The sequence below is a fragment of the Paenibacillus sp. FSL H8-0079 genome (assembly GCF_037991315.1).
In the GTDB taxonomy this organism is placed as follows: Bacteria; Bacillota; Bacilli; order Paenibacillales; family Paenibacillaceae; genus Paenibacillus.
On sequence record NZ_CP150300.1, the window covers coordinates 5107878 to 5127319 of the forward strand.

The 19442-nt window shown below is 46.9% G+C and carries 19 protein-coding genes; 1 reads left to right on the forward strand and 18 read right to left on the reverse strand.

All coding sequences use genetic code 11. The features are described from left to right. Positions 1 to 110 precede the first annotated feature (110 nt). From MHI06_RS22840 to MHI06_RS22905, 14 genes are all read right to left on the reverse strand, one after another. Positions 111 to 2393, reverse strand: a complete 2283-nt coding sequence (locus MHI06_RS22840) for a methyl-accepting chemotaxis protein (protein ID WP_340399211.1) — start codon at positions 2391 to 2393, stop codon at positions 111 to 113. Positions 2394 to 2634: 241 nt separating this feature from the next. Beyond that, on the reverse strand, positions 2635 to 3963 hold the full coding sequence (locus MHI06_RS22845; RefSeq protein ID WP_340399212.1) for a U32 family peptidase: 1329 nt from the start codon (positions 3961 to 3963) through the stop codon (positions 2635 to 2637). Between the two features lie 17 nt (positions 3964 to 3980). Next, entirely contained in the window at positions 3981 to 4910 is a 930-nt protein-coding gene (locus MHI06_RS22850) for a peptidase U32 family protein (RefSeq protein WP_340399213.1), read from the reverse strand. A gap of 14 nt (positions 4911 to 4924) precedes the next feature. Then, positions 4925 to 5965 carry an endolytic transglycosylase MltG gene (gene mltG, locus MHI06_RS22855; RefSeq protein WP_340399214.1) on the reverse strand — a complete coding sequence of 347 codons (1041 nt, stop codon included), beginning with the start codon at positions 5963 to 5965 and terminating at the stop codon, positions 4925 to 4927. Between the two features lie 75 nt (positions 5966 to 6040). Then, a complete protein-coding gene (locus MHI06_RS22860) occupies positions 6041 to 6355 on the reverse strand; it encodes a DUF1292 domain-containing protein (RefSeq protein ID WP_169481836.1) in 315 nt (104 codons plus the stop codon). Then, the gene (locus MHI06_RS22865) at positions 6356 to 6655 is read right to left on the reverse strand and encodes a DUF1292 domain-containing protein (RefSeq protein WP_017686820.1); all 300 of its coding nucleotides are present in this window, start codon (positions 6653 to 6655) and stop codon (positions 6356 to 6358) included. 12 nt (positions 6656 to 6667) lie between these two features. Then, the gene (ruvX, locus tag MHI06_RS22870) at positions 6668 to 7084 is read right to left on the reverse strand and encodes a Holliday junction resolvase RuvX (RefSeq protein WP_340399215.1); all 417 of its coding nucleotides are present in this window, start codon (positions 7082 to 7084) and stop codon (positions 6668 to 6670) included. Positions 7085 to 7212: 128 nt separating this feature from the next. Continuing rightward, positions 7213 to 7473 (reverse strand): IreB family regulatory phosphoprotein, encoded by a 261-nt coding sequence (locus MHI06_RS22875; RefSeq protein WP_017686818.1) that lies wholly within the window; start codon positions 7471 to 7473, stop codon positions 7213 to 7215. 242 nt (positions 7474 to 7715) lie between these two features. After that, positions 7716 to 10346, reverse strand: a complete 2631-nt coding sequence (gene alaS, locus MHI06_RS22880) for an alanine--tRNA ligase (RefSeq protein ID WP_340399216.1) — start codon at positions 10344 to 10346, stop codon at positions 7716 to 7718. Between the two features lie 435 nt (positions 10347 to 10781). Continuing rightward, positions 10782 to 11849, reverse strand: a complete 1068-nt coding sequence (locus tag MHI06_RS22885) for an AI-2E family transporter (protein ID WP_340399217.1) — start codon at positions 11847 to 11849, stop codon at positions 10782 to 10784. Positions 11850 to 12144: 295 nt separating this feature from the next. Next, positions 12145 to 12354, reverse strand: coding sequence for a hypothetical protein (locus MHI06_RS22890; protein WP_017686815.1), 210 nt, complete (start codon positions 12352 to 12354; stop codon positions 12145 to 12147). 10 nt (positions 12355 to 12364) lie between these two features. After that, on the reverse strand, positions 12365 to 12886 hold the full coding sequence (locus MHI06_RS22895) for a PRC-barrel domain-containing protein (RefSeq protein WP_169481832.1): 522 nt from the start codon (positions 12884 to 12886) through the stop codon (positions 12365 to 12367). Positions 12887 to 13050: 164 nt separating this feature from the next. Beyond that, the gene (locus MHI06_RS22900) at positions 13051 to 14202 is read right to left on the reverse strand and encodes a cysteine desulfurase family protein (RefSeq protein ID WP_340399218.1); all 1152 of its coding nucleotides are present in this window, start codon (positions 14200 to 14202) and stop codon (positions 13051 to 13053) included. A 112-nt stretch (positions 14203 to 14314) separates the two neighbouring features. Continuing rightward, positions 14315 to 14734 carry an Rrf2 family transcriptional regulator gene (locus tag MHI06_RS22905; protein ID WP_062835876.1) on the reverse strand — a complete coding sequence of 140 codons (420 nt, stop codon included), beginning with the start codon at positions 14732 to 14734 and terminating at the stop codon, positions 14315 to 14317. 321 nt (positions 14735 to 15055) lie between these two features. Between MHI06_RS22905 and mnmA the strand changes: the two genes are divergently transcribed. Further along, positions 15056 to 16180 (forward strand): tRNA 2-thiouridine(34) synthase MnmA, encoded by a 1125-nt coding sequence (gene mnmA / locus MHI06_RS22910; RefSeq protein ID WP_340399219.1) that lies wholly within the window; start codon positions 15056 to 15058, stop codon positions 16178 to 16180. A 131-nt stretch (positions 16181 to 16311) separates the two neighbouring features. On the opposite strand, the gene crcB (MHI06_RS22915) is transcribed toward mnmA, so the two are convergent. The 4 genes from crcB (MHI06_RS22915) to MHI06_RS22930 are packed head-to-tail and all read right to left on the reverse strand — an operon-like array spanning position 16312 to position 19340. Beyond that, complete coding sequence (crcB, locus tag MHI06_RS22915) at positions 16312 to 16671, reverse strand: fluoride efflux transporter CrcB (protein ID WP_340399220.1); 360 nt, start codon at positions 16669 to 16671, stop codon at positions 16312 to 16314. Then, a complete protein-coding gene (gene crcB / locus MHI06_RS22920) occupies positions 16668 to 17069 on the reverse strand; it encodes a fluoride efflux transporter CrcB (RefSeq protein WP_340399221.1) in 402 nt (133 codons plus the stop codon). Before crcB (MHI06_RS22920) ends, crcB (MHI06_RS22915) begins: the two co-directional genes overlap by 4 nt. A gap of 33 nt (positions 17070 to 17102) precedes the next feature. Continuing rightward, positions 17103 to 18410: a replication-associated recombination protein A gene (locus tag MHI06_RS22925; RefSeq protein ID WP_036616934.1), complete on the reverse strand. Its 1308-nt coding sequence runs from the start codon at positions 18408 to 18410 to the stop codon at positions 17103 to 17105. Positions 18411 to 18452: 42 nt separating this feature from the next. Further along, on the reverse strand, positions 18453 to 19340 hold the full coding sequence (locus MHI06_RS22930) for a LysR family transcriptional regulator (RefSeq protein ID WP_340399222.1): 888 nt from the start codon (positions 19338 to 19340) through the stop codon (positions 18453 to 18455). Between the last annotated feature and the right edge of the window lie 102 nt (positions 19341 to 19442).

Below are 19442 nucleotides of genomic sequence, written 5' to 3' on the forward strand. Positions count from 1 at the left end.
TTTTGTCGTTTTGACATATTATTGCTGATAAGGCTTGGAATTATCCGGTAAACATAAAGAAAACCTGTCCCATGTGCGGGACAGGTTCTCCTCATTTCAACCTTGGCTTGTTACACCGTAAAGCGTGACAATGTTTCTTTCAGTTCAGTGGACACGTTCTCCAGTTTGCCAGACAGATTAACCAGCTGGTTACTGATATTTTGCTGTTCACTGCTCAAGGAAGCTACTTCTTGAGACGTTGCAGAAGATTCTTCAGCTACGGCGCTGACATTGCTCATCGCTTCAGACAACGTACTTTGAGATTTGTTCAAATCTCCAATTGAACCTGTCACCATGCCTAGACGTTCTACAAATGCACCCATCTGTTCCTGTACGGAAGCGAAGATGACGTTGGTGTCTTTAACCGCATCCATCTGTTCTTTGAATAACGGATAGGCTGCAGACAAAGCATCCACTGTCTCATTCATTTCGGTCATGATTTTGTCAGTGATCTCTCCAACCATCTCAATGGATTGTCTGGATTGAGCCGCAAGCTGACGAACCTCATCAGCTACCACCATGAATCCTCGCCCGGCTGCACCGGCACGTGCTGCTTCAATGGTTGCATTCAGGGAAAGGATATTGGTCTGTTTCGTTATGTTTTGCAGAACTTCAAGCACTTTCAGGACAGAAGACGTGCTCTCTTTCAGCGAATCAACCTTATTCACCAGTGCACCAATCATTTCTTCTGTCTTCTGGGTTTTGGTCATTAACTGATTCAGATGTTGTGAGCCTGTGTGACTGGACTTCTCTACATGACGAGCAGAATCGCCCATCTGTTCATTGGCAGCAATCACACTCTCCATCTGACGAGAGATATTATCCGTCAATTCATTGCCACGTTCCGCTTCGGTTGCCAGGCTGCCTGCACCACCTGCAATCTCTTCTGTAGCTACAGCGATTTCAGAAGCAGACACAGCCGTTTTCTTGGATGCACTGCTCAGCTCAGATGCGGTATCCAGTACTTCCTGCGCAGAACGATTGGTTTGTTCAACCAGCTTCGTGATCTGCTCCATCATCAGATTAAATGCGGATGAGAGCTGGCCAATTTCATCTTTGGAGCTATATGGGGTACGAACTTTAAGATTACCTTTCGCACCTTCCTGCATCAGATCTTTCAATTTGCCAAGTGGACGAGCAATCATGCGAACCATCCAGATCCCGATCAACACTGCAATACCGGCATCAATCAGTGCCATCCACAGTGTAAGAGTCAGAATACCTTTAGCATCCTGAACCAGAACAGAGGTAGGTATCATACCGACCAGTTTCCAATTGGACGTTTCCATCGTGCTGTATACAGCCAGCATTTCTGTAGGTTTGTCATCCACCGTATACTCCGTATTCGTACTACCTGCTGGTTCGGTTAGTTCTTTGACAAATGTAAGCTCTGTATCTTGTCCGGTACGATCCGGGATGGAGGATGCAACCACTTTATTATCCGGAGCGATCAGTTGCAGAACAGCTCCTGGTCCCAGGTCAAGCGATTTCAATTGTTCCTCCAGAACTTCCAGTTTCAGTTCAATTACCAGAACATACGACTGGGTAGTTCCCTGCAGGTTCTTCATTGAACGTGCAATTTTGAACGTTGGGATCGAACCATCTTCCTTCACTTCTGTTGGAAGCCAGCGATAACCGCCTGCCTCGATTAACTCACTATACCAAGGTTCCTGGCGAATACTGCCCATGGAGGAACTGTTGCTACCCGTACCCATAATGGACTTCGTATCGTCCGTAGGTACCAGATAAATCGCTTCCATAGATTTATTTGTAAATGCAATATTGGACAGTTGCTTGTTGATTGAACTTGAATTCACGAATGTATCATACGCAGTCAGATTCTTATCTGACATTTTTTGTAGCAAGGACTGCATTTCCGGATCAAAGAAAATCTGTGTGGATGTGTCCACAAATCTCTCCAAAATGATGTCCATTTTTTGTTTGGTCTGATCAATCGTCTCCTGATTAGCTCGTGAGGCATTGGTCTCAATCGTACCCTTGGCTTTCGAATAGGATAATAGACCCAAACTCACTACAAAAATCATAATACCCGCAAAGAAGATCAAGAACAGTTTAACCCCTACGGATTTAACCGGATTCGCCTTCTTAATCTGTTCGAAAGAAGACCCCCCAAAGTTTTTCCAATCCCGGTTTTTCAGTTGTTTCTTCACCCAATCAGTCTTGATCCAGTCCAGCTTGAGTTTACTGCGATCAATCTTGAACAATCTTTTGCCACTACCTGTCGTTTTGCTTTTGACTACTTTTTCTTTCTTCACTTTCTGAACATTCTCAGGCTTAACCTGCTCGTCTTTTGTCACTTGCTCCCCACTGTCTTTCTGCTTCTTTTGAACCAATCCCATTCACCTGCCAGTAATTTACTTGTTGGATTTTTCTTTCTCTCCCCTATAAATATGTAGTATTCGACAGCTTTCTTCGTTCCCCTTTCACTTCCCAGAAATATTTTACAACTTTATTCCTATTTTTCTATAAAAAAAAGACCCCCATATGCCGATAAACGGAGGTCCCAAATGTAAATTCCATAGCACTATTTTGTTAAATCATAATACAATATTGACACATTGTAGGTATTTGAACCTACTTCTTTTTTCTCATCATATCGAAGTACGAAACCGGTTGATCCACCTTCATTTTAATCAGTTGCAACGGGTGACGAGCAGCATCGAGAACATTGCCTTCTTCATCCTGTATTTCATCGACGACCTGTTTGAAAAAGTGACCTCCCGGACCGAAAAATTCAATTTCTTGTCCTGGTTTGAAGTGATTGCGCTGTTGAATGGTTGCCATTCCTGTTTCAGCATCATACCCCGTAACCAAGCCAGCGAAGTCAAAAGGTACGGCCTTTTCTTCCGGCTCATAGATATGATCTTCATGGTCTGGTGTATCATAGAAAAACCCGGTATTCAGCGGACGATTTGCCGCTTTGTTCATTTCTTCAACCCACTCAGGCTTCAGAACATAATTTTCCGGGTCTGCCATATAAGCGTCAATAGCTTGACGGTATACGTTAACCACGGTAGCCACATAGTGAATTGATTTCATGCGGCCTTCAATCTTGAAGCTGTCCACACCCACATCAATCAACTCGGGGATATGACCAATCATGCACAGATCCTTTGATCCCATGGAGAATGAATTGTCCTGTTCCTGGAACAGGGGAAGCTGGTTCTCACCCAGTTTGAATGGTGCAGGTGCCTGCATCTGCATGTCCTCTTCGCTGACCCACACCGTATCTTCTCTCGCATCCTCGAACAGATCATACTTCCAACGGCAAGACTGGCAACAGCCACCCCGGTTAGAGTCCCGATCCGTAAAGTGATTGGAGAGCACACAACGGCCAGAATACGATGAACACATCGCTCCATGAATAAAGGCTTCAATTTCAATATCCACATTTGCCTTGATTTCCTCAATCTCTTCGAAGCTGGTCTCACGTCCAAGAACAACACGGGGAAGTCCTTCATCTTTCCAGAACTTCACGGCTTGCCAGTTGAGTGTGGATTGTTGAGTACTCAAATGTACCTCAAGGCCCGGCACAGCACGAAGGGCTACTTCAATAATAGCCGGATCGGCTACGATGATCGCAGAGATTCCCGCATTATAGAGGTTTTGCAGGTACGTTTCGATACCCTCAACATCCTCATTATGTGCATAGATATTCGTCGCTACGAACACTTTGGCTCCATACTTTTTGGCAAACTCCACACCTTCACGCATCTCTTCAAAGCTAAAGTTATCCGCGTTGGAACGGAGTCCATAGGCCTGTCCACCGATATATACGGCATCTGCACCGTAATGGATCGCAAATTTCAGTTTTTCCAGATTACCCGCCGGAGCTAGCAGCTCCGGTTTGTCCAGACGGTTACGTTTACCCGAAAACTTCCGCTGTACCGCCACTGTTTCCATTCTGTTCACCTCGTCTATTAATACACTTGTTCTTTATAGAAAAATCCAAACGACAATTCACGTTCAGGGTCCTGTAACTCCCGCACCTCAGCGAGCCAATCTTCAGAGAACGCATATGCATCAGCATCGGCTACATAACTGTCAATCGCTGCCCGATATGCACGTACAACAGCTTCATTGTAAGTAAGCGATTTTAACATACCTTCAACTTTGAAACTGTGCACACCCGCCTCCATCAACAGATGAAGATCTTCGAGGATGCATATATCCTCAGAGCTCATAATGTGCGTACCGTTCATGTCCTCATAGATCGGGAATTTCTCATCCCGGCGTTCAGCCTCGATCAGGAACAATCCCCGTTCTTTACCCAGATGTCCCTCAACCGGCCGTCCTTGATGAGCCATATAACTTTGCACCAGACTGCGCTTGGAATGATAAATATTCGTCATACCATGCACCTGAACCTGAGCTTCCACCTTCAAAAAAGGAACCATTTCCGTCAACTCGTCCATATTCAACTCACGGGCAAGCACAACACGACTAGCGCCCTTGGTTCCCCAATAGTTGGCCGTCGCATAGTTCGTTGAAGTCATCTCCGCGTTCCAGTGCAGCTTCACATGTGGAGCGTATTCCTTCATGGTAGCCAGCACGGATGGATCATTAAACTCCACACCATCCACACCGATTCTGCCCAAAGCCTGAACATATTCTGGCAATTCTTTCAGCAGCTCGTTGGACATCAGATTAGTCATGGATACATACACACGCGCCTGATGTTTGGCTGCAATGGCAACCACCTCTGCTGTCTCTTCCACGCTGAAGCTCCCTGGAAGACGCATGCCGAATCGATCATCTCCAATGACCAGAGCATCTGCTCCAGCCTGGAGAAGCACTTCTGCCTCTTTCACATTCGCTGCTGTAACGAGCAGTTCATGTTTCTTACTCATATAATCCCCTCCGCTTATTGCGCAGCCTTACTTTTGGCTATATTTTGCTGGTGTTCCTTATACGTTTTGGCAAATAGATGTCCAGACGAGCCATCCTTTTTTGTCACATAGAACAGATACTCCGAAGCTTCCGGATTTAGCGCTGCCTCAATGGACGGAAGACTTGGACTAGCAATTGGACCTGGTGGCAAGCCTTTGTTCAGATACGTATTATAGGGACTTTTCACCTTTAGATCCTTGAAAAACAATCGTTCCTTCGGTCTGTCGAGCAGATATTGCACGGTAGCATCAATCTCCAGCTTCATATCCTGATTGATCCGATTGTAGATTACACCTGCAACCAGAGCACGTTCCTCGTCCACTACAACTTCTTTCTCCACGAGTGACGCGATCGTCAGCAGTTCATGCAGGGAAAGGTTCTTTTCCTGGAGCTTGGCTTCCAAATCAGGAATGGAATTAATCTTGGTCTGGAATTCTTCCAGCATCCGTTGCATCACATCATGCGTGGAACTTCCCTTTTTCAGCTCATACGTCTCCGGGAATAGATACCCTTCCAATACGTAGCGAAGTTCTTCATCCACTGGAATATCTTTGATGATATCTACATCAAAGGCCGAAGGATCATTGGCCAGCTTGATGAATTCATCCCGATCTACTACATGCTCATAAGAAAGCTTACCCGCCATTTGCAGAACGTTATAACCCTCCGGAATTGTAAATTTCACCATTTCCTCCGGTACTACTTCACCACTACTCAGCTTGCTAACAATCTCGTCATATGTCACGCCAGGACTCATAGAATATGTACCCGCCATGAAATTAGAACCTAGTTTTTTCCACTTTAAATACCCTTTGAAGGTCAACCCGCTTCGAATGAGGCCTTCTTCTTGAAGCTGATCTGCGATTTTCGAAGTTCCCGATCCGCTCTTAATCTCGAATACGACTGGTTCTGTAGAAGCTTCCACAGGACGCATCATACTCCACACGTATCCACCTGCGCCTCCGGCAAGAACTACAATGATAAGCAGTATGACTACTATTGCTTTCCCTTTCAAAAAAGAAACAACTCCTTTACACAACCAAAAAGAGCGGACTTCTCCGCCCTCCCGGTTTCTTCAATTTGAAGCTGATTAATCTTCGTCAATGGGGAGAGTACATTCATCATAAAGCTCCGAGATGTTCTCCCACTCATCATCATCGTCGATCGTAACTAACTCCGGCATGATCTGGTCTTCACTTCCAGGTGATACCCGCAGAAGTTCAACCTCGTCATAAGGTCGCAACGAACTGCGGAGCACCGCGTATTGCTGACCGCCGACTTCGAACTCAGCCAACAAGTCATACGGTTGTGATTTACCGTTATCTTCTTCGAGCTCAACATGAGCACCGAATGCCAGACGCAGTGAATCTGTCCATTTCAGGTCTTTGCGGCTATATTCCGTCATTTAGTTCGCTTCCTCTTCATCTTCAGCAAGAAATGTATTAAACGTCTCCTCGACGATATCCCACTCGGCATCATCTTGGATGACGAAAAGTTTAATATCGTCGCCCTCTTCTTCATAACGGAATGCATATACATCCGTTTCGCCATCTTCAGGTTCAACCGGAGCAACCATCATGTACTTGGCCTCCGAACCATCTACTTCAAACTTCATGATGACTTCGAATTCCTCTTCATTACCCTCGTCATCCGCAATGTAAATAATTTCCGCTTCTTCTTCCATACCCAGTTGATCTTCAGCCATTGTTGATCCCCCTCACCTTCTACTATTGGCATCCAAATAATTTTGCAAAATCAAGCTTGCGGCCATTTTGTCCACAACCTGCTTGCGTTTTTTCCGACTGACATCCGCTTCAATCAGCGTACGTTCTGCTGCCATGGTTGTCAGCCGTTCATCCCAAAGGTGAACAGGTAAATTCAGTTCATCCCGCAGGCGATCGGCAAAAGCAATGCATATCTCACCGCGCGGTCCTACGGTGCCGTTCATGTTTTTGGGAAGTCCGACTACGATCTCACTAATCTCATGCTCACGCACAAGATCGGCAATTCGAGTGAACTCACCTTCATCACGGCGGCGTTCAAGCACTTCCAATCCCTGGGCAGTCCAACCGAAGGCGTCACTCGCGGCAACCCCGATTCTTCGGTCCCCATAATCCAAACCTAATATTTTCATCCATGCTCTCCCATCCTGGGGCCTGCTCAGGTCGATTACAAATAATCGCCTTCTCAAGCTTCAGGCTGTCTTCTGTCGGTTCATTTGCCGCTGTCTGCATAGCTGCAACACAGCGGAAGCGGCGTACATTACCGGTGATTGGCCAGATAGGAACGTACAAGCTCTTCAATCAGCTCATCGCGCTCCTTTTTACGGACCAGACTACGTGCATTGTTGTGACGAGGAATGTATGCCGGGTCTCCGGAAATCAGATACCCAACAATCTGGTTGATCGGATTATAATCCTTATCGACCAATGCATCATATACCGTGAGAAGAATCTCTTTGGATGATGCTTCCTGTTCGTCACCTTTCACATTAAATTTAACCGTCTTATCCATGGAGTCCATTGATGACACCTCGCTCCTGCATGAACATGGGGACCATGTCCTGCCGAATTGATTTCTGTTTATATAATAACATATTCTGACTGCCACAAGTAAACAAAGGATAAGGCAATTGTGTTTTTTGCTTGTCCTTTACTGGCTTCAGCATATTGCATCATTCGATTCCACACGCTCTCGGGTACAAAAAATAAACGAACAGAACCATTTCGATTTATTTTTTGACGATTGAAAGCCACTCAATGGATTTATGCATTATGCCCGCTAACCAGCGAAACCGCCAGTTTCAGCGCTTCATCCAGCTTGGTCGCATCCTTGCCTCCGGCTTGCGCCATATCTGGACGTCCACCACCGCCACCGCCGCATACTGCTGCGACTTCTTTGACGATTTTGCCTGCGTGTAATCCTTGTTTTACTTGTTCAGCAGGTACAGCTACTACAAAATTCACTTTGCCATCGGCTGCGGCACCCAATACGAGTACGGCGTTAGGCAATTTGATTTTCAACTCATCAGCCACTGTGCGAAGCGCATCCATGTTCGGAGCATCTACACGTGCTGCCAGCAATTGTGTATTTCCTGCTTGTACCACTTGATCCGTCAGTTGACCCGCTTCCATGGCGCTCAGCTTGCTTTGCAGGGATTCAGTCTCTCTAGCTGCTTCTTTCAGTTGCAGGTTCAGACCTTCGATCCGTTTAGGCACATCAGCCACATTTGCTTTGAGCAGCGCTGCTGATTGCTTGAGCAATTCCAATTGGCTTTCCACATACAGATATGCACCACGGCCAGTTACAGCTTCGATCCGACGCACGCCGGAGCCAATCCCGCTCTCGCTCACCAGTTTGAAGATTCCAATCTCTGAAGTATTATTTACGTGACAGCCGCCACAAAGTTCCAAACTGTAGTCTCCAACTTGAACGACACGTACAATATCTCCATATTTTTCGCCAAACAGAGCCATCGCACCCATTTCTTTGGCTTCATCAATAGCTTTCAGCTCGATGTTCACGTTCAGACGATTCCAGATCTGTTCGTTCACCTGACGCTCAATCTCTGTCAACTCTTCCGGCGTGATGCTGCCGAAGTGAGAGAAGTCAAAACGCAGACGCTGTGGCTCTACGAGCGATCCCGCCTGATTTACGTGCGTGCCGAGCACATCTTTAAGTGCTTTGTGCAGCAAGTGAGTTGCCGTATGGTTTTTGATAATGTCGCCGCGTTTCGCAGAATCTACTTGAGCATTGATCACATCGCCTACACGCAGTTCACCGGACTCCACAGTTACCAGATGTACATGTTGTCCGAGTGGAGCTTTGAACAAGCCTTGTACTTTGGCTGTTACACTAGCACCGCGCAGCAAGCCCTGATCACTCACTTGACCGCCACTTTCTGCGTAGAAAGGAGTCTTGTCCAGAACAACCTGGCACGTCTGTCCTTCGCCTACAGTGTCAACAAGGGCGTCACCGGCAACGATGGCTACCACTTTCGCTTCCGTCAACAGGTCAGTATAACCAACAAACTCGCTTTTAACCTCCAGATCAGCAAGTGGCCCGCCTTGGACTTTCATGCTCTCGTTCTCTTGGCGCCCAGCACGTCCAAGTTCACGTTGTTTCTGCATGGAAGCATCAAAACCTTCACGATCCACAGTCAGACCATGCTCTGCAGCATAATCTTCTGTCAGGTCAAACGGGAAACCGTATGTGTCATACAGTTTGAAAGCTTCAGGTCCGCTAATAACCGTGCGTCCTTCGGATTTGGCAGTGCGACTCATATCAGCCAGAATAGCCAGACCATCCGTGAGTGTTTCGTGGAAACGCTCTTCCTCAGTTTTGATCACTTTGGCGATGAACTCTTGTTTGTCCACTACCTCAGGGTAGTACATTCCCATCACTTCACCAACGGTTGAGGTCAGTTCATACAGGAATGGACGGTCGAGTCCAAGCACTTTACCGTAACGAACTGCACGGCGAAGCAAACGACGAATGACATATCCACGTCCTTCATTACTTGGCAGAACGCCATCACCTACTGCAAAGGCAACGGTACGAATATGATCGGCAATGACTTTCAGTGCAACATCAATCTCTACGCTGTCGTTATATTTCACACCCGCAAGAGCGGCTGTTCTTTGAATCATCGGTTGGAACAGGTCTGTGTCGAAGTTGGAATCCACATTTTGCAGAATGGAAGCAAACCGTTCCAAACCAGCACCTGTATCAATATTTTTGTTAGGAAGCGGTGTGTAGCTGCCGTCTTTGTTATGGTTGAACTGGGAGAATACCAGGTTCCACACTTCCAGATAACGTTCGTTTTCCCCACCTGGATACATCTCAGGATCACTCATGTCGTTTCCATAAGCTTCGCCGCGGTCATAGAAGATCTCGGTACAAGGTCCACATGGGCCTTCGCCAATATCCCAGAAGTTCTCATCCAATTTGATGATACGCTCTGCAGGCAGTCCCACTTTTTCGTTCCACAGTTTGAATGCTTCTTCATCTTCCGGATATACCGTTACTGACAGACGCTCCGGATCAAAACCGATCCACTCTTTGCTAGTCAGGAACTCCCATGCCCAGGTAACCGTCTCTTCCTTGAAGTAATCTCCAATGGAGAAGTTGCCTAGCATTTCGAAGAACGTATGGTGACGACGCGTTTTACCAACATTCTCGATATCATTGGTACGGATACACTTTTGGGAGTTCGCAAGGCGTGGGTTCTCCGGCTTCTCACGTCCGTCAAAATATGGTTTGAGCGGTGCCATACCCGCATTGATCCACAGTAGAGAAGGATCGTTGTGAGGTACGAGCGATGCGCTCGGCTCGATTTTGTGACCTTTACTTGCAAAAAACTCTATCCATTTGGACCGGATTTCACTGGCTTTCATACTGGATGCCCCCATTAAATTATAATAGTCCGTTGCGTATTCGCTCCGGTTGGTCAACATTGTTTTTCTAAAAATAAACACAAAAAACGCCCCTGAATAATCAGGGACGATGTTATCGCGGTACCACCCTGGTTATTGCTGTTCATCCCTTGCTGCCCGGACAAACAAACAATCTCCTCGTTCATGCGAAATAACGGTCGCGCCCGGCAGGGTTGTCCTGCACTCCGAAATTAGCTTTCCGCCGCTTCATCTTTCAAGACTCTTCCAGCCATCAGTTCAGGGTCACCCTGATCCGAAGAAGTCTATTCTCTGAGGAAAGGAACCCTCGGCGTACTTTATTTCATCATCGATTTCATGTTCTAAACATACACACTCATTATATCGGTAGCACAAGCGGGTGTCAACGCGGCTTCCTTGATGTTTTAACCCTACTATTTAGTCAGTCCTTCGTTTGATGTAATAGGCGAAAAAGTGCTGCACAATCACCTTCAGGACGGCAAAAACGGGCACCGCCAGAATAAGGCCTACAATGCCTGCCAGTTCACCTCCGACGAGCAGTGCAAATATAATCGACAATGGATGCAGATGCAGCGTACGTCCCACCACCTGAGGAGAAATAACGTTGCTCTCCAGCACCTGGCACAGTGTGTTCACAATGACAACAAGCAGCACCATTTTAAACGATACCGTCGATGCCATGACCACAGCAGGGGCAGCGCCAAGGAACGGCCCCAAGTAGGGCACAATGTTAAACACCGCCACAATACTCGCAAGCAGTAGGGCATACGGCATATCAATCACGATATAACCAATGTAGGCAAAGATACCGACAATGACACAGACAATAAACTGTCCTCGTATGTAGTTTCCCAGCGCAGTGTCGATCTCTTTCATCACCGAGACAATCGCTTTACGACGTGAACGCGGAAGATACGCCACAATGGTGCGCTCGAACACTTCAAAATCTTTTAACATATAAAAGATCAGAAAAGGCACGATAAACACATTGAATAACACATTGATGGTCGCCCCGATATTGTCCATGAGCACAGCAATTCCCTGAGTTAGTCGATCCTCCATCTGAAAGAACCAGCTGTTCATGCCTGTTCGAACACTTGGCGGCATTAATTTGTGATCCATATTGTTCATCAAGCTTTGGGCACGCATAGACAGCTCGGGCATATGTTCGTTGAGTTCTTCCAGCTGTTCAATCAATACCGGAATGACATTCATCAGAATGACACCGATACAGGTCAGGAAAAAGGCATATATGAGCAGGACCGCAATCGTACGCGGCACCTTGCGCCCTCCCAGCATGCTGACAATCGGATTGAGTACATAAGATATGATAAGGGCTACGATAAAAGGGGCCAGCACTGTTTTCAGGAAAGCATATATGTGAAGCAGTAAAGGCCGCAGCAGCCAGATAAAATACAGAATGATCAACCCGAGCAGCAGCCAGATCGCGTAACGGAACAGCTTGTTTTTGGTTAATTGCTCCACTTTGCATCTCTCCTTTTGGACTGGCTCTGAGAGTCAGTATATGTAGGAAAGGTAATATTTATTAACACAGCGTAGAAGTGGAAAGCAGCAATCCTCACATTTTTTCCTGAACCAAAAAAACGCCTCCTTCATCAGAGAAGGAAGCGCATCTTGCGGTCCGGGGTAACATATAATCAACCATGTCCCACCCGAACCATTATGTAACCGCATCTATATACACCTGCCAACAAGTAACGACAGCATCCCATGACATACATTGTCATGAAACCGCATATAGAGGAAGTTATCCTGCTTTTTAAGAAGAAGCGTGAAGATGAGGGAAGTCTTGCGGCAGCTCGTCCCCGAAGAACAAATCATCCAGGGAGCTCAGCGTGCCGTCTTCTTCCACCTGATATACAGACATTTTCTCACCGTTCACCGTTAACTCAATAAAGCATCCCCAGCAATAAAACTGGTGGGAACCAATTTTCCCGATATCTTTGGAACTACAGTTTGGACATTTCATATTCATTCACCTATCCATTAACAGAATGAATGGCATTTTCCAAGCGTTGTTCACTCAGCGGCGGCACCATAATGGCACTTTCCCCGATGGACATATCGCTTGTACATGGCAGCCATTTACGGCCCTCGATCAGATCGGACACAAAACCGTCCGTAATTTCAATCCCTACTATTGTATTTCCCAACTCCTGGTCAAAATAAACATCAGAGACACGTCCAAGCAGCAAACCTTCTTCGGTGAGCACGGACATCTCCTTCAATTTAGAACGACCGAGGAGGTACGTGTATTTTATGTCGTCGGCTCCCGTCTTGCGGACAGCCTGTTGATTACGGATCATGACGGCATCCTCGCCATAGGCAACGATATCTTGCCACTGTACGATTTTGACATGATTGGTAAACAGGCCTTTGTTCTCAAGTTCAATGCCTTCGATCTCCCAATCATCATTCACAATGAAATCCTGGATTTTACCGACCTGCTTCCCGTCCTCAACATCAAAAACGGCAAGTCCGATCATTTCCTGAAGCTTCATCGCTGGGTCCCCCTCATCTTCTTATCATTAAATAGGCGCGGCGCTATTGCTAGGTATGCCCAAAGTTGATGAGTGGCAATCAGACGCCGATCATCAAAACCGCTTCTATCCAACCGATGAAATGGAACTTCTTCCCTCCTTCTGTTCCATGTGTAAAGTTCCCCTTAGGGTCTATTACGCAGTCTCCCAAGAATGGTTCCAATTTTTTCGGCGGTTATCATGATTTCTTCCGTAGTATTACCCAATCCCCAGCTAAATCGAATCGCAGAGTGTAAAAAAGTCTCTGGCAGATCCATCGCTTTGAGCACGTGAGATACTTCAAGCGAACCGGAAGTGCAGGCAGAACCACTTGCCACAGCGATTCCTTCCATATCCAGATTCATTAACATCGTCTCAGTGGACACTTCCGGAAAGCTGATATTCAGGATGTTTGGCAACGTATGCTCGGGGTGCCCATTCACATGAAAGTGCTCCGTCCCCACATGACTCTCGAGCTGTTCCAACAAAAGCTTCCGCAATTCCAAATCATGCTGACGATGCGCCTCCGCATGCTCTGATGCAATCTTGAGGGCCTCTGCAAATCCGGCAATACCCGCAATATTTTCCGTTCCTGCGCGTCGTTGACGCTCTTGCAGCCCACCGTGAGCTCTTGCTTCCAGCACAATTCCTCGCCGTACATAGAGTGCACCCACACCCTGAGGCCCGTTGATTTTATGCGCAGAGAAGCTGATTAGATCCACAGGCAGTTCCTTACAGGAAATATTCTGGCTGCCCAGAGCCTGAACTGCATCGGTATGGAAAAGGATATTATGCTGACGTGCAAGCTCACCCACCTCGCGGATCGGCTGAATCGTGCCTACTTCATTGTTGGCATACATCATGGTGATTAACACCGTATCCGGTCGAATGGCCTCTCGCAACTCATCCAGATTTATTCGTCCATATTGATCAACAGATAGATAGGTTACTTCATAACCTTGCCGCTCCAATTCCTGACACGTATGCAAGACAGCATGGTGCTCAATGGCGGTCGTAATGACGTGTTTCCCCTTATCCTGTCTTGTTGAAACTGCTCCAAAAATGGCCAAATTGTCGCTCTCCGTGCCGCCTCCGGTAAATACCAATTCGTCCGGGAAACAGCCCAAAGACGCCGCAATGACATCCCTTGCTCCGCTGACGGTCCGTTTGGCTTCACGCCCAAAGGCATGGATACTTGATGCGTTGCCATATTGTCCAGTCATGACTTTCATCATCGCTTCTGCGACTTGTGGATGCATAGGTGTCGATGCGGCGTGATCCAAATAAATTCGTTTCATTTATCTTCACCCCGTTATATGTTAAAATATCTTATTTTTCTGTTAAGGCATGGATAAAGCCCCCAAATGGGGGCTCAAGTATGTTACCATGTCAAGTTATTAGAATTCTTTTTTAAATGTAAAACATGTAACTATCTTTTTTCTCTTGATCCTGGAATGTAATCAGATCTTTCAGTGTTGTGGAATCCAACACTTCCGCAATGCCGTCACGAATACGCAACCATAGATCACGCTTCGCCGGATCATCTTCTTCCGTGAAGTCTACTGGGGAGATTGGCCCTTCCAGTACACGGATCACGTCGCCTGCAGTCACGGTTGCGGGATCACCTGCAAGGATATAACCGCCGTAAGCACCTCTAATGCTCTTCACCAGTCCTGCATTGCGCAGTGGAGCGATCAATTGCTCCAGGTAATGTTCCGAGAGCTGGTTGCGCTCGGCAATGCTTTTAAGTGATGTAGGGCCTTCGCCTGTTCTAGCAGCCAGCTCCATCATGATTGTGAGGCCGTAACGGCCTTTTGTCGATATTTTCAAAGGAGTCACCTCTTTCAATTTTCAGAAACGCTTGGAAACTTTATATTATATCCTGTGGTCCATGACCGTCTGTTTCACGATCTGTCCACAGCGGAGATGCATTGAGATTAGCATAAACCTTCTAATCCTCCGTATTCCGATCATAACCCTCAGCTAATGTTAACATATCTGCATGCTTTATGGAAAAGAAAGATTGACGATATTCCAAAATGTGCGTCTGTGGTGGACACTATCCAAAGTTGGCCGGGTGTATCGTATCTTGAGTCCGGTTATGCTAGAATAAGAAACGAAACACATTTATATATAGAAATGGTGATAACGATGTCCAAAACAATTGAAAATACACGGGTCGTCGTTGGCATGTCCGGAGGTGTCGATTCTTCCGTTACCGCACTGCTGCTGAAAGAGCAGGGTTACGATGTCATCGGCATTTTCATGAAAAACTGGGATGACACCGACGAGTTCGGCCACTGTACCGCTGAAGAAGATTCAGAGGATGTACGCCGCGTATGTGAACAGATCGGCATTCCTTACTACACTGTCAACTTCGAGAAAGAATATTTTGATAAAGTATTTACCTATTTCCTTGATGAATATAAGTCGGGCCGCACGCCAAATCCGGATGTCATGTGTAATCGTGAGATCAAATTTGGTGAATTCCTGAACAAAGCTCTGGATCTCGGCGCAGATTATGTAGCTACAGGACACTATGCTCGCCTGATTGAAGAAGATGGCACGTTACAGCTGCTACGTGGTGTGGATAACAATAAGGATCAAACGTATTTCCTTAATGCACTCAATCAGAACCAGCTGTCCAAAGCCATGTTCCCGATTGGTCATCTGCCCAAACCGGAAGTACGCAAAATCGCAGAAGCGGCTGGTTTGTATACTGCCAAGAAAAAAGACAGCACAGGTGTCTGCTTCATCGGTGAGCGTAATTTCAAAGAGTTCCTGAGTAACTATCTGCCTGCCAAAGGCGGAGACATGGTTGATATCGCAACCGGTGAAGTCAAAGGTCGTCATGACGGTCTGATGTACTACACACTTGGACAGCGCCAAGGTCTTGGCATTGGCGGTTCCGGCAATGGTGAACCCTGGTTCGTTGCAGACAAGAATCTGGAGGAGAATCAACTGCTTGTTGTTCAGGGCGATGCCCATGCAAGCCTGTACTCCACTGGTCTTACCGCAACGGGTGTGAACTGGATTGCCGGTACAGAGCACATGCCTAATGTGCCATACCGTTGTACTGCCAAGTTCCGCTATCGTCAGCCGGATCAAGGTGTAACATTGACCTGGCAGGAAGATGGAAGTGTGGATGTACAATTTGACCAGCAACAAAAAGCCATTACGCCAGGACAAGCCGTTGTTTTCTACGACGGAGAGGTCTGCCTGGGTGGGGGTACGATCGATCAGGTGCAAAAAGTACCTGTACCCGCAATGCAATAATAGAGCTTGTCCATTAAAATGCGGATTATACACAATACCGTGTATCCCTATTAAAAAAGCCGTCTTTCATGTATACAATGAAGGATGGCTTTTTTCCTGCTTATTTTTGCAAAAAAATTAAAAATAGTTCGTTATGCAGTCAACCAGACTCCTGCCCAGGCGGCCAACACTCCCACTACAACTGAACTGACGACGTAGAGCGCCGCTCTGGCGTATCGTTGTCGACCCATAAGTCCTAACGTTTCATAGCCAAAGGTGGAGAATGTGGTGTACGCACCGCAAAAGCCGGTTCCCCACATCACCCAGGTTCCATCTGAGATCATCTCAGATTGATGCCAGCCATATAACGACCCAAGCAGCAGTGAGCCGCTGATGTTGATGATCCATGTTCCCCACGGAAAAACCGTTCCTAACAAGCCAGAGACCCATTTTCCCAGACTGTAACGCAGTACCGCACCCAGCACACCTGCAAAACCAATCCACAGGATCATGAGGCATCACCCTCTTGTCTTCGTGTTCCCAACATACGCTGTCCAAGGCTCATTCCCAGCGCACAGAGCAACAACCCTGCCAATAGACTTACGATCATATAAATTGCAGCTTTGACCCATTCTCCACCCTCGGATAAACGAACAATATCCAGTGTAAACGTGGAGAATGTCGTAAATGCGCCAGTAAAACCTGTACCAATCGCAAGTCGAAGTTGTGGTGTTATTTTGCCTGGAACAGCTATAGTAAAGAACCAACCCAAAAAAAGGCTGCCAATCGCATTGATTAGCAGCACTGCCCAAGGAAAGCCTACATGAGCAGCTGGTATCCCTAACTGTATGGCATATCGGGTCAATGTACCGAGAAATCCACCTACTCCTATATACAAAAGCTCTTTCATGTTATGTGCATCTCCCGAGTGATCTGACTGATCTTATAAATCTCTGCGCCGCTGTTGGTTCAGCCTGATCTTCGATTCGTTACCCTGCTCCGTTGCCTCATAAAATACTCTCCGTGAGAGCTGCTTTGGCAAATATTCTTGTTTCACGTAATGCCCCGGATAGTTGTGTGGATATTGATAGCCCTCATGTCCAAGTTTTACAGCACCCGAGTAATGCGTATCTCGCAAGTGAAGTGGAACTTCTGCCGATTTCACCTCATCAATAGCGTTCATGGCTTTGGAAATGGCGGTGTAGACCGCATTGGATTTTGGACTTTCGACCGCGAACAGAATCGCTTGTGCAATGTTCAGCTTGGCTTCGGGCCAACCGTTATTCCGGTACGCATCAAGTGCCCCAATCGCCTGAGTCATAGCTTGCGGGTTCGCTAGTCCAATATCTTCACTGCTCGCTGCAATCAGGCGCCGAATGAAGGTCATCGGATCCATGCCGAGCTTCTCCACCGCGTATAGAAACCAGAACAGCGCCGCATCACTGGAACCCCGAATACTCTTGTGAAATGCAGACAACACATCATACTGGGTGGATTCATCTGCCTTCACAATGGGGCGTCGAATAGACTCTTCAGCTACACCAAGCGTAATATGAATGGACCCATCCTTCTCCGGTGGCGTGGTCAACGCAGCCAGTTCAAGCGCGTTAAGCGCACGCCGAATATCCCCGTTGGCCATCGTAGCAATGTGCTCAAGCGCCTCATCGTCCGCCTGTAGTTCCATGAACCCCAGACCTTTGTCCGCATCGCTCAATGCTCTGCGCATTGCAATTAGGGAATGATCCTTGTTTAGCGATTCTAGCTGGAACAGAGTGGAACGGCTCATCAAGGCCCCATTGACATAATGAAAGGGATTCTCTGTTGTAGCGCCGATAAAAATAATCGTACCCTTCTCCACCGCAGGCAATAGCGCGTCCTGACGTGAACTGTTAAACCGATGTACCTCATCGAGGAACAGAATGGTTTTTGTTCCATACAGCTGTTTGTTCGTTTGCGCCTGCTCAATGACCTCACGCACATCTTTGACGGAAGCTTCCACTGCATTCAGGCGAACGAACTGTCCTTGTGTTTGCTGGGAAATAATATGTGCCAGGGTTGTCTTCCCGCATCCCGGAGGGCCGTATAACAAGATAGATGAAATTTGATCAGCCTCAATGGCACGCCGGAGCAATTTTCCTGGTCCAATAATATGTTCCTGTCCAATATATTCATCCAGATGCTCTGGCCGCAGGCGGTCTGCGAGCAATCTAGCTTGTGGTTTTGAGTCCTGTTGAAACGAAAATAAATCCATTGCTCATCACTTCCTTAACGAATTGCCTTGGCTTGTGTACAATTACACTTCTGTTGTATCTCCACTCTCTATCATATCATACTCCCGCGGTAACATAGCGATAAATGCGCCAAGCGCACTACTGATAAACGCATCCTTGCGTGTAATAAAACGAGTCATCATGCGGCTTATACCGGAGGGGAGCGAATGTTTGCGAAGGTTGCCACTTTCGATTTGCTGCCGAATCACAATCTCCGGTAACAGAGAAATTCCCATTCCGGACGTTACTCCACTAATAATCGCTTCCAGAGTTCCAAACTCCATAATTACCGGACGATTTACCCCACTTGAGAGCAACCACTCCTCTAACGTTTGTCGGTAGGAGCATCCCATACTGTAGACAAGGATCGGCTTACGGGTAAGTTCATCTTCTGGTCCCACACCTGACGAAACTACAAATAGTTCTTCATCAAATACATCGATAGACTCGATATCAGGATGATCACAGGCACAGCCAATAAATGCTCCTTCCAATTCATACCCAATCACTTGATCAATAAGCATCTGCGAATTGCCCGTAGCCAGTGACAAGGACACATCGGGATACTTTTTATAGTATTTTGCAAAAAGCTCAGGTAAACGAACTGCTGCGGCAGTCTGGGTAGAGCCTATTCTTAGCGGCCCCGATGGTGTACTCGTCGCCCGAAGCGCCTTGGAAGCATCATTCAGCAAACCAATTATTTTATCTGCATAGGTCAGCAGCATCTCTCCGGCTGGAGATAACGTCATGCCTCGATTATGACGAATGAACAACGTTGTACCCACTTCTGCTTCCAGATGCCTGATTCGTGCCGTTACGTTGGATTGGACATACCCTAGTTTAGAAGCAGCTTTGGTCAGATTCCCCTCCTGTGCAACACACTGAAATATTCTAAGATCCCCGCTCTCCATGGCCCCTCCACTCTGACATCATTCAAAATGATATCCACTTCATTACCAATCATTATACTTCATGTGCAAACCGGACTACAATTCATGTAGATCCCAAACCAG